This is a genomic window from Bradyrhizobium centrosematis (assembly GCF_045571495.1).
Classification (GTDB): domain Bacteria; phylum Pseudomonadota; class Alphaproteobacteria; order Rhizobiales; family Xanthobacteraceae; genus Bradyrhizobium; species Bradyrhizobium centrosematis.
The window spans coordinates 1,072,047-1,087,391 of sequence record NZ_CP120703.1; the positions used below are offsets into that span (position 1 = coordinate 1,072,047).

Annotated in this window: 17 protein-coding genes; 12 read left to right on the forward strand and 5 right to left on the reverse strand. The window is 64.5% G+C overall.

Features of this window, described 5'->3' with window-relative positions; genetic code table 11:
- Positions 1 to 44: 44 nt before the first annotated feature.
- The 5 genes from P6U31_RS05085 to P6U31_RS05105 all read left to right on the forward strand — a co-directional run bounded on the left by P6U31_RS05085 (position 45) and on the right by P6U31_RS05105 (position 4,037).
- Positions 45 to 644: a nuclear transport factor 2 family protein gene (locus P6U31_RS05085; protein ID WP_407187160.1), complete on the forward strand. Its 600-nt coding sequence runs from the start codon at positions 45 to 47 to the stop codon at positions 642 to 644.
- Between the two features lie 263 nt (positions 645 to 907).
- Positions 908 to 1,330 carry a hypothetical protein gene (locus tag P6U31_RS05090; RefSeq protein WP_407187161.1) on the forward strand — a complete coding sequence of 141 codons (423 nt, stop codon included), beginning with the start codon at positions 908 to 910 and terminating at the stop codon, positions 1,328 to 1,330.
- 121 nt (positions 1,331 to 1,451) lie between these two features.
- Positions 1,452 to 3,329 (forward strand): molecular chaperone HtpG, encoded by a 1,878-nt coding sequence (gene htpG, locus P6U31_RS05095; RefSeq protein WP_407187162.1) that lies wholly within the window; start codon positions 1,452 to 1,454, stop codon positions 3,327 to 3,329.
- Between the two features lie 123 nt (positions 3,330 to 3,452).
- Positions 3,453 to 3,734 carry a DUF3551 domain-containing protein gene (locus P6U31_RS05100; RefSeq protein ID WP_407187163.1) on the forward strand — a complete coding sequence of 94 codons (282 nt, stop codon included), beginning with the start codon at positions 3,453 to 3,455 and terminating at the stop codon, positions 3,732 to 3,734.
- Between the two features lie 33 nt (positions 3,735 to 3,767).
- A complete protein-coding gene (locus tag P6U31_RS05105; protein ID WP_407187164.1) occupies positions 3,768 to 4,037 on the forward strand; it encodes a DUF3551 domain-containing protein in 270 nt (89 codons plus the stop codon).
- A 162-nt stretch (positions 4,038 to 4,199) separates the two neighbouring features.
- On the opposite strand, the gene P6U31_RS05110 is transcribed toward P6U31_RS05105, so the two are convergent.
- Complete coding sequence (locus tag P6U31_RS05110; protein ID WP_407187165.1) at positions 4,200 to 5,180, reverse strand: Bug family tripartite tricarboxylate transporter substrate binding protein; 981 nt, start codon at positions 5,178 to 5,180, stop codon at positions 4,200 to 4,202.
- 183 nt (positions 5,181 to 5,363) lie between these two features.
- Here P6U31_RS05110 and P6U31_RS05115 point away from each other — a divergent pair, with 183 nt between their 5' ends.
- The 5 genes from P6U31_RS05115 (at position 5,364) to P6U31_RS05135 (ending at position 9,987) form a co-directional block, all read left to right on the forward strand.
- Positions 5,364 to 7,178: a long-chain-acyl-CoA synthetase gene (locus P6U31_RS05115; RefSeq protein ID WP_407187166.1), complete on the forward strand. Its 1,815-nt coding sequence runs from the start codon at positions 5,364 to 5,366 to the stop codon at positions 7,176 to 7,178.
- 140 nt (positions 7,179 to 7,318) lie between these two features.
- Positions 7,319 to 7,564, forward strand: a complete 246-nt coding sequence (locus P6U31_RS05120) for an acyl carrier protein (protein ID WP_407187167.1) — start codon at positions 7,319 to 7,321, stop codon at positions 7,562 to 7,564.
- Entirely contained in the window at positions 7,551 to 8,933 is a 1,383-nt protein-coding gene (locus tag P6U31_RS05125) for a class I adenylate-forming enzyme family protein (protein WP_407187168.1), read from the forward strand. Before P6U31_RS05120 ends, P6U31_RS05125 begins: the two co-directional genes overlap by 14 nt.
- Positions 8,926 to 9,651: an SDR family NAD(P)-dependent oxidoreductase gene (locus P6U31_RS05130; RefSeq protein WP_407187169.1), complete on the forward strand. Its 726-nt coding sequence runs from the start codon at positions 8,926 to 8,928 to the stop codon at positions 9,649 to 9,651. The genes P6U31_RS05125 and P6U31_RS05130 overlap by 8 nt, the downstream gene beginning before the upstream one ends.
- Before the next feature lie 126 nt (positions 9,652 to 9,777).
- Positions 9,778 to 9,987, forward strand: a complete 210-nt coding sequence (locus tag P6U31_RS05135) for a hypothetical protein (protein ID WP_407187170.1) — start codon at positions 9,778 to 9,780, stop codon at positions 9,985 to 9,987.
- Between the two features lie 55 nt (positions 9,988 to 10,042).
- On the opposite strand, the gene P6U31_RS05140 is transcribed toward P6U31_RS05135, so the two are convergent.
- Positions 10,043 to 10,441 carry a hypothetical protein gene (locus P6U31_RS05140; protein WP_407187171.1) on the reverse strand — a complete coding sequence of 133 codons (399 nt, stop codon included), beginning with the start codon at positions 10,439 to 10,441 and terminating at the stop codon, positions 10,043 to 10,045.
- A gap of 240 nt (positions 10,442 to 10,681) precedes the next feature.
- Between P6U31_RS05140 and P6U31_RS05145 the strand changes: the two genes are divergently transcribed.
- Positions 10,682 to 11,827: a DUF3095 domain-containing protein gene (locus tag P6U31_RS05145; RefSeq protein ID WP_407187172.1), complete on the forward strand. Its 1,146-nt coding sequence runs from the start codon at positions 10,682 to 10,684 to the stop codon at positions 11,825 to 11,827.
- Positions 11,828 to 11,885: 58 nt separating this feature from the next.
- Here the strand turns inward: P6U31_RS05145 and P6U31_RS05150 are convergent, their stop codons facing one another.
- The 3 genes from P6U31_RS05150 to P6U31_RS05160 all read right to left on the reverse strand — a co-directional run bounded on the left by P6U31_RS05150 (position 11,886) and on the right by P6U31_RS05160 (position 14,421).
- Complete coding sequence (locus P6U31_RS05150) at positions 11,886 to 12,320, reverse strand: DUF2147 domain-containing protein (RefSeq protein WP_407187173.1); 435 nt, start codon at positions 12,318 to 12,320, stop codon at positions 11,886 to 11,888.
- Between the two features lie 106 nt (positions 12,321 to 12,426).
- Positions 12,427 to 13,812 carry an MATE family efflux transporter gene (locus P6U31_RS05155; protein ID WP_407187174.1) on the reverse strand — a complete coding sequence of 462 codons (1,386 nt, stop codon included), beginning with the start codon at positions 13,810 to 13,812 and terminating at the stop codon, positions 12,427 to 12,429.
- An 81-nt stretch (positions 13,813 to 13,893) separates the two neighbouring features.
- Positions 13,894 to 14,421, reverse strand: coding sequence for a GNAT family N-acetyltransferase (locus tag P6U31_RS05160; RefSeq protein ID WP_407187175.1), 528 nt, complete (start codon positions 14,419 to 14,421; stop codon positions 13,894 to 13,896).
- Between the two features lie 245 nt (positions 14,422 to 14,666).
- Between P6U31_RS05160 and P6U31_RS05165 the strand changes: the two genes are divergently transcribed.
- Positions 14,667 to 15,263 carry a superoxide dismutase gene (locus P6U31_RS05165; protein WP_407187176.1) on the forward strand — a complete coding sequence of 199 codons (597 nt, stop codon included), beginning with the start codon at positions 14,667 to 14,669 and terminating at the stop codon, positions 15,261 to 15,263.
- Positions 15,264 to 15,345 lie beyond the last annotated feature (82 nt).

Below are 15,345 nucleotides of genomic sequence, written 5' to 3' on the forward strand. Positions count from 1 at the left end.
TCGCCGCCCATACCTCCTCCTTGATGCCAATCGGAGATGAGCCCATGGACCAGCAACTGCTCGATCGTCTCGCCATCCGCGACCTCGTCGAGAACTGGGCCGTGTGGCGCGATGCCGGCGACTGGGAGCGCTTTGCCACGGTCTGGCACGAGGAAGGTTGGATGTCCGCGACCTGGTTTCAGGGGCCGGCCCGGGATTTCATGCGCGTCAGCCAGGAGGGGTTCGCCAGGGGCGTTCGCATCCTGCATTTCCTCGGCGGCACCAGCATCGATCTCGCGGGCGAGCGGGCGATTGCGCAGACCAAGATGACGATCTCGCAGCGCGCCCTCGTGCACGACGTGCTCTGCGATGTCGTCTGCACCGGACGCTTCTACGATTTCCTGGAGAAGCGGCAGGGGAAGTGGGGCATCGTCCGCCGCCAGCCGATCTACGAGAAGGACCGGATCGATCCGGTCGATCCCGCCGCGACGCTGCGTCTTGACCAGACCACGCTTGCGGCGCTGCCCGAAGGCTATCGCCATCTCGCCTACATGCAGGAGCTGATCGGCTACAAGGTCAAGCGCGACATGCCCGGCCTGATCGGGCCCGAGGTCGAGAAGCTCTATGGCGAGGGTCGGGACTGGCTCGTGGAAAAAGCCAAATAACTCGAACCAAAGTGTGGTGCAGACAAAAGTAAGGCGCGACTGGCATCACCACAGTCGCGCCCTACGTCGCCGGCTTATGGGGCAGGGGGGAATAGCCGGCTGCTGAGACGACTCCTGTCTGCGCGAGACGTTCCATGCGTTGCGAAATATTTTGCGCCCTGCTGCATTTGTCGCACACGGTTAAGTGATCGTAACGGCCAAGAACCCCCAGTCCTCGCCCCGCGTTGCTCCCGGGATTGCCATGGGGCGAGGGATCGACAGCCATGTCACAGATTCAAAAGGTTTTTTTAGGCGCCGTCGCGATTGCCGCAACGCTCGGTGCGGTGCAATTGGCCTCCGGGCACGACCTGGCCGACCGCTGGCAAGCGGTTGCCGATATCCCCGCCTACAGCTCGAACTCCATGCCCGTCCATAACGTCAATCGTGCCGGCAAGGCCGACCGCCTTGCCGAGATTAAGCCCGCCCCAGTTCCCACCCGGACCGTCTCGATGCGGCTGAACGACCTCGCCGACACCTCGGTGCTGCTGCGGGTCCCCGCGGTGATCGAGACCGGCAACGCCAAGCCGCCGGCACTGCTCCAGAACCAGAAGAAAGTTCGCGACAAGCCGACGATCGCCTGCGAACCGATGGTCAGCTCCTTGACCGAGGTCGCCAAGCTGCTCCAGCCCGGCCGCTGCGTGACCTGATCCGCCGGACGATCGGAAATCGTCCTCCCGCCGGGAGGGCGATCGTTCGCGTCCACTTGATCCCCTATCTCGTCGCGCTATATCCCGGTTTTCTTCCCTTTCGTTTTGACCGGGTAAACGCATGACGACGTCAGACACGGCTGTGCATACGCAGCCCTTCCAGGCCGAGGTTTCCGAGCTTCTGCACCTCATGGTGCACTCCGTCTATTCCGAGACCGATATCTTCCTGCGCGAGCTCGTCTCGAATGCCTCCGACGCCTGCGACAAGCTGCGCTACGAGGCGATCGCCAGCCCGGCGTTGCTGGGCGAAGGCGGCGCGCTCAAGATCCGGATCATCCCGAACAAGAAGACCAAGACGTTGACGATCGCCGACAACGGCATCGGCATGGAGCGGCAGGAGCTGATCGACCATCTCGGCACCATCGCCCGCTCCGGCACCAAGGCGTTCGTGTCGAAGCTGAAGGAGGCCAAGGACGGTCTCGGCCTGATCGGCCAGTTCGGCGTCGGCTTCTATTCCGCCTTCATGGTTGCCGAGAAGATCGCCGTGATCAGCCGCCGCGCCGGCGAGAGCGATGTCTGGACCTGGACGTCCTCCGGCGGCTCCGGCTTCGAGATCGCACGTGCCAGCGACGAGGAGGCCGCGCGCGTTGGCCGCGGTACCGAGATCGTCCTGCACCTGAAGGACGACGCCAAGAAATATCTCGAGACCTACGAGATCGAGCGCATCGTCACCGCTTATTCCGACAACATCCTGTTCCCCATCGAGCTCGTGCCGGAAGAAGGCGAGCCGCGCCAGATCAATTCGGCGAGCGCGCTGTGGCAGCGCTCCAAATCCGAGCTGACCGCGGACGACTACAAGAAGGCCTATCAGCAGATCGCGTCCGCCTTCGACGATCCCGCGATGACGCTGCACTACCGTGCCGAAGGACGCTACTCCTACGCCGTGCTGCTGTTCGCGCCCTCGACCAAGCCGTTCGACCTGTTCGAGCCGAACCGCAAGGGGCGCGTGAAGCTCTACGTCCGGCGCGTCTTCATCACCGATGATGCCGATCTCTTGCCGGGCTACCTGCGCTTTGTCCGCGGTGTCGTCGACAGCGAGGATCTCCCGCTCAACATCTCCCGCGAGATGCTGCAGAACAATCCGCAGTTGGCGCAGATCCGCAAGGCAGTGGCGACCCGTGTCGTGTCGGAGCTCGAAAGCCTCGCCGAGAAGGACCCGGAGAACTTTGCCAAGATCTGGGACGCCTTCGGCGCGGTCCTCAAGGAAGGCATTTACGAGGATTTCGAGCGGCGCGAAAAGCTGCTCGCGCTGTCGCGTTTCACCACGACGTCGGGCGAGAAGCGTTCGCTGAAGCAGGTCATTGCCGATTTCAAGCCGAACCAGACCGAGATCTACTATCTCGTCGGCGACAGCATCGAGCGGCTGAAATCCAATCCGCGGCTCGAGGCGGCAACCGCGCGCGGCATCGAGGTGCTGCTGCTGTCCGATCCCGTTGACGCCTTCTGGACCTCGATGCCGTCGGAGTTCGAGGGCAAGCCGTTGAAATCGCTGAGCCAGGGCGATCTCAATCTCGACCTGATCCCGCGCGTCGACGAGACGGACGAGGCGAAGAAGGAGGCGCCGGCCGCCGATGAAGCCGCCACCATCGCCGTGATCAAGGCCGCGCTCGGCGAGCGCGTCAGCGACGTCAAGGCTTCGACGCGCCTCACCAGCTCGGCCTCCTGCCTCGTTGCCGACAGCCAGGGCCCGAGCCGCGAGCTCGAGCGCATCCTGTCGCAGCAGAATCGCGGCATGCGCACCAAGCCGATCCTCGAAATCAATTTGCGCCATCCGCTGGTGACTGCGATCACCAAGGCGCAAGCCGGCTCGACGGCGGTCGATGATCTTAGCCTCCTCCTGCTCGAGCAGGCGCAAATCCTGGACGGCGAACTGCCGGAGGACCCGGCTGCGTTCGCGGCGAGGCTGAACCGGCTGGTGTTGCAGGGACTCGGCGCATAGCGCCGCAGTGCACTGCACTCACCTTGCCGTCATCTGTCCCTCGGAACAGTCGCCTCCGGCCTGGTGTTATGCCATAGCAGGGCGTCGGCACCAGCCGACGCCGTCGATTCGAGGATTAAGTCCATGCGCTTGTCGATTTTGCCCCTCACCGCGATTGCCACGCTGCTGGTCGCGGCAGATGCCCGCGCCCAGACCTATGATCCGCGCTACCCGGTGTGCATGCACGTCTACACGCCGGGCGGCAGCTTCGGTGGTGGCGGCGGCGATTATTTCGATTGCTCCTTCACCTCGCTGCCGCAATGCCGCGCGTCCGCGTCGGGCCGCTCGGCCAGCTGCGACCTCAACCCCTATTACGCCTTCGATCAGCCACCGCAGCAGCGGCGGCGCCACAAGAAGGTGCAATAGCGATCCACGATACAGCATACCGGAATAGTATTGATGCGCTTCTCGTTCGGCCTGGTCCTGACCGCTGCCGCACTGCTCACGGCCGCGCCGTCGCAGGCGCAGACCTTTGATCCGCGCTACCCCGTCTGCATGCATGTTTATTCAGGTGCGAACGGGGGAGGCGGTGAGTGGTACGACTGCTCCTTCACCTCGTTGCCGCAGTGCCGCGCCACCGCTTCGGGTCGCTCGGCAATCTGCGATCTCAATCCGTATTACCCGATCAGTCCGCCCCCGCAGCAGTTTCGCTACAGGCGTGGCGGCTAGCGCCGGACGATTGCCGCTAGCGCTGGCGAGCGGATGCTCGCAAGACCAGTGCCTTCAAACGCTAAAGCGCGATGAGATTTAGATGAATCGTCATCGCGCTTCAGGTTGTTGTTTGCGCATGATTTCTCCGGAAAACCGCTTCGCACTTTTCCGGATCATGCTCTAGTCTTTCCTGAGCCCCGACAGCTCGACCACCTTGCGCCAGCGCTCGGTCTCGGCTGCCAGCAGGCCGCCGAACTCACTGGCGTTGCCATGCAGCGGGATGGCGCCGAGCTCGGCGATGCGGGCCTTGATCACGGAATCGGACAGTGCAGCGTCGATCTCGCGATTGAGCAGATCGATGATCTCGTGCGGCGTATCGCGCGGGGCGCCGACGCCGTAGAACGAGCTCGTCTCGTAGCCGGGCAGCGTGTCGGCGATCGCGGGCACGTCGGGCAGGATCTCGGAGCGCTCGCGCGTGGTGACGCCGAGGGCGCGCAGCTTGCCAGCGCGCACCAGCTCGAAGGACGAGGTGACGTTGTCGAACATGCCCTGGATCTGCCCGCTCATCACGTCGGTCAAACCCGGCGCCGAGCCACGATAGGGAACATGGGTGAACTGCACGCCGGCCAGCGACTTGAACAATTCGCCCGAGAGGTGCAGCGAGGTGCCGATGCCCGAGGAAGCGATCGATATCCTGCCGGGATTGGCCTTGGCGTAGGCGATGAAGTCGGCGATGGTCTTCACCGGCAGGTCGTTGTTGACGACCAGCACCAGCGGAATCCGTGCGACGCCCGCGACCGGCGCGATGCCCTGGGCGAAATCATAGGGCAGCGCCGGATCGAACGAGGCGTTGATCGCATTCGCGGTCGAGGTCAGCAGCAGCGTGTAGCCGTCGGGTGCCGAGGTGATGACCGCCTGCGTCCCGATATTGCTGCCGGCCCCCGGCTTGTTCTCGACGACAAAGGTCTGGCCGAGCCGGTCGGATAGCCGCTGGCACAGCAGCCGCGACAGCACGTCGGTTGCGCCACCCGGCGCGTAAGGCACCACCCATTTCACGCTGCGCGAGGGATAGGAGGGGTTGCCGAGCGCAAAAGCGCGCGGCGCCGCGAGCGCGGCTGCGGCACAGGCGGCAGTCTGGAGAAAATATCGTCTGGTGATCATGGTCTGCATCCCATTCTCGCTCTGCTATCGCAAGAATTGTGCAGCCGCGCACGCCGATCCCATCGGCTTGGTAAAGGATGGCTAGAGTTAATCGCGCACTAACGGAGTTTTACCTTGCCTCTTAACACCTGGGCAGGGCGCGCGGACTATATATTGCCGGAAACCTGCGAGCGGCCCGAAAGAGTGAACAATATGACCACCGGCGTCATCGAGCGACCGACAGCGCTGCGCACGCCTTCGGCTTCGAAGATCTGGCTGAAGGCCATCGAGCTCACCGCGCGGATCGAGGCTCTGCCCGGCCGCCTGTTCGCCGACGTCATCGACGATTGGGCGCAGCGCCAGCCGGACCGCCTCGCGCTGCTCACGGATGACACAAGCCTCGATTACGCGGCCCTATCGAAGCGCATCAATCGCTACGCGCGCTGGGCGCGCTCGGTCGGCCTGGCCAAGGGCGACACTGTCGCGCTGATCATGCCGAACGGCGTCGACTACGTCGCGGCCTGGCTCGGGATCAGCCGGGTCGGTGGCGTGGTCGCGCTGCTCAACACCAAGCTGGTCGGGCCCTCGCTGGCGCATTGCATCGACGTCGCCAAGCCCGCCCATATTATCGCGGCCCACGAGTTGATGGGGACGCTGGACGGCGCAGCGCCGCATCTGAACACAGAGGCCAAGGTATGGACGCACGGCGATTCCCGCAGTGATCGCGCCATCGATGTCGCGCTTGCGGCGCTGGACGATGCGCCGCTGTCGCCGGAGGAGCACGGCGAGATCAGCATCGACGATCGCGCGCTGCTGATCTACACCTCGGGCACCACGGGCCTGCCGAAGGCCGCAAGTATCAGTCACCGCCGCATTCTCAATTGGGGTTTTTGGTTCGCCGGTCTGACCGGCGCGGGTCCGCAGGACCGGCTCTATGATTGCCTGCCGCTGTTCCACTCTGTCGGCGGCATCGTCGCGCCGTGCAGCATGCTTGCGGCCGGCGGCTCGGTGGTGATCGCGGAGAAGTTCTCGGCCTCGCATTTCTGGTCCGACATTGTCCGTCACGACTGCACGCTGTTCCAATATATCGGCGAGCTCTGCCGTTATCTGCTCAAGGCGCCGCCGTCGGAATATGAGAACCGCCATCGTCTCCGCCTCGTCTGCGGCAACGGCCTGCGCGGCGATATCTGGGAAGACTTTCAGGCGCGTTTCGCCATTCCCCGTATCCTCGAATTCTATGCGGCGACGGAAGGCAATTTCTCGCTATTCAACGTCGAGGGCCAGCCGGGCGCGATCGGTCGCATCCCGCCGCTGCTCGCGCATCGCTTTCCCGCCAATCTCGTCAGGCTCGACCCCGGCAGCGGCGCACCGCTGCGCAACGAAGAGGGGTTTTGTCTCGCCTGCGCCCGCGGCGAGGCCGGTGAAGCCATCGGCCGCATCGGCACGGCCGACGAAGGCGGCGGCCGCTTCGAGGGCTACACCGACGCCGGCGAGACGGAGAAGAAGATTCTCCGCAATGTGTTCGCCAAGGGCGATGCCTGGTTCCGCACTGGCGATTTGATGCGGATCGACGACAAGGGATTCTTCCATTTCGTCGACCGTATCGGCGACACGTTCCGCTGGAAGGGCGAGAACGTCGCGACCTCGGAGGTGAACGACGCGATGCGCGATTTCAACGGCGTGGTCGACGCCACCACCTACGGCGTCAGCATCCCCGGTACCGATGGCCGCGCCGGCATGAGTGCGATCGTCGTCAACGAGGGGTTCGACATTGCGGCGCTGCCCGCACATCTCGCGCAGCGTCTGCCGGCCTACGCACATCCCGTCTTCATCCGCATCTCGCGTGAGCTCAACGCGACCGAGACGTTCAAGCAGAAGAAGAACGATCTGTCGCGGGAGGGCTTCGATCCCGCCACGATCTCCGATCCGCTGTTCATGGCGGACTTGAGATCCGGGGCCTATCTGCCGCTGGACGCCGAGGTCCATGCAGGCATCCTGGACGGCTCGATCCGCCTGTAGGGCCCGCCAAAATCCGAAGATAGCTCCAATTTTATCTGAATTGTCCAAGAAGACATTTACTTCTGTCGGGTAAACAAACGGCCATGGGAGGCGGCCAGCAAGAGCCGCCGCAACACCAACGATAACAAAGCGAGCCAGCCATGTCGGTAAGGTCTAAGATCATTGAGGCGATCCGGCAGATCGCCAAGGAGCAAAACGTCACGCTTCCCGAGCTGTCGGACGATCTGTCGCTGCACGAGACGGGCTTCGACTCGCTCGCCTTCGCCATTCTGGTCGCGCGCCTCGAGGATGAGACCGGCGTCGACCCCTTCACCATTTCCGAGGACGCAGCGTTCCCCGCCACCGTGGGTGACTTCGTGCGGGCCTACGAAAATGTCCCCGCGTGAGATCTTTGCGCTCCGCGACCATCTCGGCGCGGAGTTGAAGGGCCGCACCATCTCCGATGCGCATCATGTCGTGTCGTTGACCGACATCCTGTCGCAGACGGTCCTCGGCGGCCGCTTGTGCGAATTGTCGGGCCGCTCGGTGCTGCTCAAATTGTCCGACCAGCTCCGGTCGGGCCTTGCCATGATCGAGCTCGACGGCATCGCGCGTCGCATGCTGCTCTGCCCGCCCGATCTCAACCCGGCGCACCTCGATGCGCTGATCGCGGATGCCGGGATCGACGCCATCGTCACCGACGAGTCCGATCGCTGGGCCAATTCGGGCGTGTCGCTCGTCGTCACCGCACAATTGCCGCTTCAATCTGCCGCGCCGGCCAAGACCGAACGCGCCACGGAATGGCTGATGCTGACCTCGGGCACGTCGGGCGTGCCGAAGATCGTCGGCCATACGCTGGAGGCGCTGACCGGTGCCATCGTCGCCGAAGGCCCCGCGCGCGGACCTGCGCCGGTGTGGGCGACGTTCTACGATATCCGCCGCTATGGCGGCCTGCAGATTTTCCTTCGTACCGTTCTCTCCGGCGGCTCGATGGTGTTGTCGGATCCGCATGAGGCGCTCGGCGATCACGTCGCTCGCCTGAAGGCGCGCGGTGTCTCGCATATCTCCGGCACGCCTTCGCACTGGCGCAAGCTCCTGATGAGCGGCTCGGCCGCGCAATTCGCGCCGTCTTACGTCCGCCTTTCCGGTGAAATCGCCGACCAGGCGGTGCTCGACGGGTTGAAGGCCGCATTCCCCAATTCCTCGGTCGGTCATGCCTATGCTTCGACCGAAGCCGGCGTCGGCTTTGCGGTGAATGACGGGCTGGAAGGCTTTCCGGCCGACTATCTCGGCAATCGCAACGGCGTCGAGATGAAGGTGGTCGATGGGTCGCTGCGGATCCGCTCGACGCGCACTGCGCATGCCTATGTCGGCCGCAATGCCGCGGCACTCACCGATGCGGACGGATTCGTCGACAGCGGCGACATCGTCGAGCTGCGCGGCGAGCGCTACTATTTCGTCGGCCGCCGCGGCGGCATCATCAATATCGGCGGGCTGAAGGTTCATCCCGAAGAGATCGAGGCCGTCATCAACCGCCATCCCGACGTGCGGATGTCGCGGGCCAAGTCGCGGAAGAGCCCGATCACCGGCGGCATCGTGGTCGCCGACGTGATCCTCGCCGACGGGACCGATCCGGCGCGCGCGCAAGAGATCCGCGGCCAGATCCTGGACCGGTGCCGCGCGCAACTCGCACCGCACAAGGTGCCGGCGGTGATCCGCTTCGTCGAGGCGCTCGATGTCACCCCGGCCGGAAAACTGGCGCGCTCCGATGCATAAGAACGTTCTCGTCACCGGCGGTAGCCGCGGCATCGGTCTTGCGATCGGCAGACGCCTGGCTGGCGCCGGCTATAACGTGATCGCGGCGGCGCGGCGCGAGAGCGATGAGCTCAAGGCGGCGATTACCGAAGCGGACGGGCGGCTGCATTTCCGCGCCTGCGATCTTGCCGTGATCGACGCGATCCCGGCTTTCGCAAAGCTCGTGCGTGACGAGTTCGGCCCGGTCTACGGCCTCGTCAACAATGCGGGCCTCGGCACCGAAGGCTTGCTCGCCACCATGCATAATTCCGAGATCGAGGCGCTGGTGCAGCTCAACGTGCTGTCACCCATCATCCTCACCAAATATGTGGCGCGGCAGATGATGGCGGACGGCACAGGGCGCATCATCAACATCTCCTCGATCATCGCGACGACCGGTTATAACGGCCTGTCCGTCTATGGCGCGACCAAGGCCGCTGCCACCGGCTTCACCCGCTCGCTGGCGCGCGAGGTCGGCAAGCTCGGCATCACCGTCAATGCGATCGCGCCGGGCTTCATCGACACCGAGCTGACGCACAACCTTTCAGACGAGGGGCGCAAGCGCATCGCCGGGCGCAGCGCACTGCGCCGCCTGCCGGAGACCGACGACGTCGCACGCATGGTGGAATACCTGCTGGGGGAAGGCGGCCGCAACGTCACCGGGACCGTGTTCACGATCGACGCTGGGAATACCGCATAGGCGGAACCCCGCCGTTACGATTGTGTTGATCCGGCACAATGACATTCTGCCGGATTTGGTCGTAAGATGCCCCGCAATCGATTGGGTTACGTCAATCGATCTGCCCTAATTGACAGGGAGCAGTCCATGGCCATGCCAAACATGACCGCTTCAACTCAGGGCCGGACCGAGCAATCCCGCGCCAAGCCGGACGACACCCGTTGCCTGCCGATGACGCATCAGAATTCCGGCAGTCACGGCTATGAAATGTACCCCCAGCAATTCGTGCGCCTGGTCGGCTGTCACGATGCGTCGCTCGACACCTTGCGCAAGCACCAGGACGAGAAGCTGCACTAAAGCATGATCTTTCCGGAAGATCGCTGCGCACGTTTCCGGATCATGCTTTAGTTGCTCAGGTCCGGTGTTTCGGCGGGTCCTTCGGCAGGTCAATTCGTTGATGTGAAAATTCGGGCGGCCCCTCGGTGAGGCGGCGGATGCGGCGTTCGCGTTCGTCCGGCGGCAGGCCCGGATCGAGCAGCGTCTCGATCTCGTGGACTGCGATCTCTTCGATCCTGGTGGCGTCCGAGGCGATCGGATGCTCGGAGGAGAGCACGGGCGGCGCGATCTTCAGGCCCAGCTCGATCAGCTTGCAGATGGCATCCGCGCGGGTCAGGCGATGAGCTTCGGCCCAGGCATCGACGGCTTCGGTCAGTCGTTCGGGCAGCTTCACGGCGCTGACCGGGTCGATGCCCGTGCGCCGACGGACCGGAGAGGTGGAGTCTTTGTTGCCGAAGTCGGTCACCTCGATCATCCCATGCAAACCTTGGAGCAGACAACCCTTGAAGCTGAGAACGATAGCCACACTTCCCGGCCGGTCGTTTGATGCCGATCAATGACCCGCTGCGGCATTGCAGCGCGGCCGCATCCTGTTGTCGCCGCATCTTGTTGTCCTGGCCCATTTCGGCCAATGATCGAAAGCGGCCGCCGGCCGGCGAACCCGGATCGATCCCGCCACGTATTTGTCTCGCATTCCAACCATCCGGCATTCCCGATGACATCAGGCGAATCCTTCTATGGCGGCATTCCCGTGTTCCGCGGCTTCACCAGCCTGATGGACCCGGCGCTCTATGTGCCGCTGCCGGACGACTGGAGCATCGGCGTTGCCGATATCGTCGATTCCACCAAGGCGATCGCCGCGCAGCGCTACAAGGCGGTCAACATGGCCGGTGCGGCCGTGATCGCGGCGGTGACGAACGCATTGGAGGGCCGCGAATTCCCCTTCGTGTTCGGCGGCGACGGTGCCAGCTTCGCGGTTGCACCTTCCGACCTCGATGCTGCCCGCGAGGCGTTGGCCGCGACCGCGACCTGGGTGCGGGAAGATCTCGAGCTGACGATGCGGGTCGCGCTGGTGCCGGTGAGCGCCATCCGCGCGCAGGGCCTCGACGTACGCGTTGCGCGCTTCGGGCCGTCGGCGAACCTCTCCTACGCGATGTTCTCGGGCGGCGGGCTCGCCTGGGCCGACGCCGCGATGAAGCGCGGCGAGTTCGCGGTCGCCGAGGCGCCGGCCGGCACGCAGCCCGATCTGTCGGGCCTGTCCTGCCGCTTCGAGGTGATTCCGGCCTCGCGTGGGTTGATCCTGTCGGTGCTGGTGATGCCGGCACGCGGCGCCGATCCGCAGCTCTTTCGCAACGTGATCGAGGACATCATCGATCTCGTCGAGCGCAGCCCTGACGGTGCGCGCCCGGTGCCGTCGCAGGGGCCGCCGTTGAAATGGCCGCCGCAGGGGCTGGACTACGAGGCCCGCACCCGGCGCGGGAGGTCGCTACTCGCGCGCCGCGCGAGCGTGCTGGCCTACACCTTGTTCGTCTATCTGGTCATGCGCTTCGACCTCAAGGTCGGCGGCTTCGTGCCCAACATCTACCGGCGTCAGGTCGTCGAGAACTCGGACTTCCGCAAATATGACGATGGCCTGCGCATGATCCTCGATTGCACGCCGCAGCTCGAACGCACGCTCAGCGATCGCCTGGCGGCGGCCGCGCGCGAGGGCACCGTTCGCTACGGTCTCCATCGACAGGACGCCGCCATGATGACCTGCTTCACCCCGTCGGTCCTGCGCAGCGATCATGTGCACTTCATCGATGGCGCACGGGGCGGCTACGCCTCGGCGGCGACGGCGTTGAAGGCGATGATGGCGTAAAAGATTCTTGTACCCCGTGAAACGGTGCGCTGCATCGCGTCCGGGACACGAGAGCTGCTCACCGCCCCGCGCGCGTCCAGGTCTCACCGCCGCAGAGCGCGCCGACGCAGCCTTCGACCCGCAGCGAATCCGCTCCCGTCAAGGTGACGCTGCTGGCATAGGTGCTGCCGTCATCGGCATTGTAGATCTGGCCGGACCATTTGTTCGGCCCTGCCGGCGGCATGCCGCTGAACAGCGGCAAACCGATCATCGGGCGCTTGGCGAGTGCCGGATTGGGATTCTTGCTGTCGGTAGCGGGCTGGCCGGTCGCGGTGTCATAGGGCTCGCGCAGCCAGGCGACGATGCCGCAGAGGCCGCCGCCGCATTTGGTGATCTTGACGCGCGCATCGCCCGCCTGGGTCAGCCACGTCCCGTCGACGTTCTGCGCATGAGCGGCAGATGGACCAAGCAGCGTCGCAAGGAGGATGATGAGAGCTGCGAATCTGAAAGTCATGGAGGAGGCCCCAAAAATGGAGCGCCTCCATAGCAGCCCAGCAGAATAGTGCAACGCTGGCTGGAATCACATTCCTGCGTTTTGGCCCGCGCTTATCCGGCTGCGCTCATTTGCCCCAGCGCGCGAGGGCGACCGAGGCCGCGGTCGACACGCCGAACACGACCATCGCGCCGCCGACCAGTGCGAACAACGTCCAGGCCGGCGCCTGCGCCGTCATCAGGCCGATGCCGCCGATCGCGACGATCAGAAGACGCGCGGTGGAGGCCAGCACGGGCCCGCCGACGCGCGCCGCGCCTTGTGAGGAGAAGTAGAGCGACACGCCTATGCCGAAGAACACGAAGGCCGGTCCGGCCCAATGGAAATAGCTGTGCGCGGCGGCGGTGACGCCGGCATCGCGCGTGAAGAGCCCGACCCACAGCGACGGAGCGAGCGCGACGACGAGCCCGGTCAGCCCGACCGTGAGGCCGGAGGCCGCAGCCGCGGTCCAGGCAACCCGCCGCGCCCGTTTCACATGTCCGGCGCCCATCGCCATGCCGACCATCGGCACCGAGGCGATGCCGAAGGCGAAGGTGATCGGGATCAGCAGGAATTCCAGCCGCGAGCCGATGCCGTAGCCGGCCAGCATTTCGGTGCCGAAGGTCGCCAGGATCTTGGTGAAGATCAGAATCGTGAGCACGGTCTGGAGCGGCGACAGGCAGGCCACCGCGCCCACTTTGAGAATGTCCAGGAACATGGCCCGCTCGAAATGGAAGGCGCGGAAGTCGAGCCGCAGCCGGCTGCGGCCGGACAACAGATACCAGAGGAGGAAGATCGCGGCGCAGCTGAACGCGATCAGCTGGCCGCTGGCGACGCCCGGCATGCCGAATTGCGGCACTCCGAACAGGCCGAGCCCCAGCGTGCCGCCGAGCGCGATCTGGAGCACGCTCGCCCCGATCAGCGTCATCGAGGGCAGGCGCATGTCGCCGGTGCCGCGGATCACCGAGGCCAGGGTGTTGACGAGCCAGATCGCGACCGCGCCGGAGAACAGCACCTGCGAGTAGCCGCAGGCCTCCTGCAGCACGCGCTCGCGGCCGCCGAGCAGCGTGAAGAATGTGCGGCCGAAGCCGAGCATCATCGCCGTGAAGAACAGTCCGCCGCAGAGGCCGATGATGGCGGCATGCAAGGCCAGCGTCGCGGCGCGGTCACGATCCCCTGCGCCGAGCGCGCGGCTGATGGCAGAGGAGACCCCGCCGCCCATCGCGCCCGCGCTCATCATTTGCGTCAGCATCGCGAACGGAAACACCAGCGCGATCGCGGCGAGCGGGATGGTGCCGAGCCGGCCGATATAGGAGGTCTCGGCCACCGAAACCAGCGTGCTGCCGACCATCGCGATCATGTTGGGGATCGCGAGCCGGAGCAGCGTCGGCAGGATCGGGGCGGTCAGGAGGCTGGCGATGCGGGAGGCGACCGGCGCAACCGGCTGGGCGGCGTCTACGGGAGCGTCGATCGTCATCTGTCACCGGATGAAACATTGGATGATAATCGACATATTAAAGAGCGCGCAATGTCCGCGCCACCCCTCGCCATGCAGGGCTCACCAGGGCAGGCCGCAGAGGTCGATGGTGCCCAGGGTCGGCGCGCGGACGATGTGGAAGACGTAGGGCGCCATGTAAGTGAACCGGATCCGCCCCTCCGGCTGCTCGCAATAGACTTCGCCGTTGAAGGGCAGCCAGCTCCGGGCGCCGTAGAAGGCGGCGTTGTGCGGCTCGCAGAACAGCAGGGCGAAGCGGACCGCCTCATTGGCGCGGATCGTATGCACTGCTGCGTCGATTGCCATGGTTGCATAACCTCGCCCGCGCTGGTCTTCCCGCGTGCAGACGCCGCCGATGCCCCCGATATGCGTCTTCTGTCCGTTCCACGTGACCGTGCGGAAGTAGATGCCGACATGGCAGATAAGGCCATCCTCGGGCGTCTCGATCAGCACCCGCAGGTCGGCATTGGCCCATTTGACGTGAGCCCAGGGCTTGTCCGCAATCATCTGCGGTCCCCAGACAGCCCGATGCAGCGGTTCTGCAATTGGCCACGAGGCGTCGCCGTTCAAAATGTCGATCTCAATGCTCATGGCGTGGTCCTTCGGAGCTCCGCTTCGTGGTGCCTTCGTTCTGTCATAAGCGCTTCAAAGGCAATGATATTTTCTGGCGACCGATCACGCCTGCGGGCAATGTCTGCGGTTGCGGCGATTTTATGCAATCCGGCCACGCGGTCGCATCGCGCGTTTTCGCAAATTGAAGGTATTTAACGCCGGCGGAACCTTCTATAAGGGGTGACCGTTAGAACTCGTTCCCCACCAGTTGCGGACAAGAAGCCATGACCTTTACGCTGCCCCCACTTCCTTACGCCTATGACGCCCTCGGCCAGTACATGTCGAAGGAGACGCTGGAATATCACCACGACAAGCATCATCAGGCCTACGTCACCAACGGCAACAACGCGCTCAAGGGGACCGAATGGGAAGGCAAGTCCCTTGAGGAGATCGTCAAGGGCTCGTTCGGCAAGAACCCCGCGGTGTTCAACAACGCCGGCCAGCACTACAACCACATCCACTTCTGGAGCTGGATGAAGCCCAATGGCGGCGGCACCAAGCTGCCGGGCAAGATCGAGAAGAAGATCAACGAGGACCTCGGCGGCTTCGAGAAGTTCAAGGCGGACTTCCAGGCGGCCGGCGTCGGCCAGTTCGGCTCCGGCTGGTGCTGGCTCCAGGTCAAGAACGGCAAGCTCGAGATCTCCAAGACCCCGAACGGCGAGAATCCGCTGGTGCACGGCGCCACCCCGATCCTCGGCTGCGACGTCTGGGAGCACTCCTACTACATCGACTATCGCAACCGCCGCCCTGATTATCTCAAGGCGTTCGTCGAGAACCTCGTGAACTGGGAATACGTCGAGTCCCTGTTCGAGAAGGCGTGAGCCTTGCCCCGTCATTCCGGGGCGATGCGTTAGCATCGAACCCGGAATCTCGAGATTCTCAGTTGCGCAACTGCGCACCAAG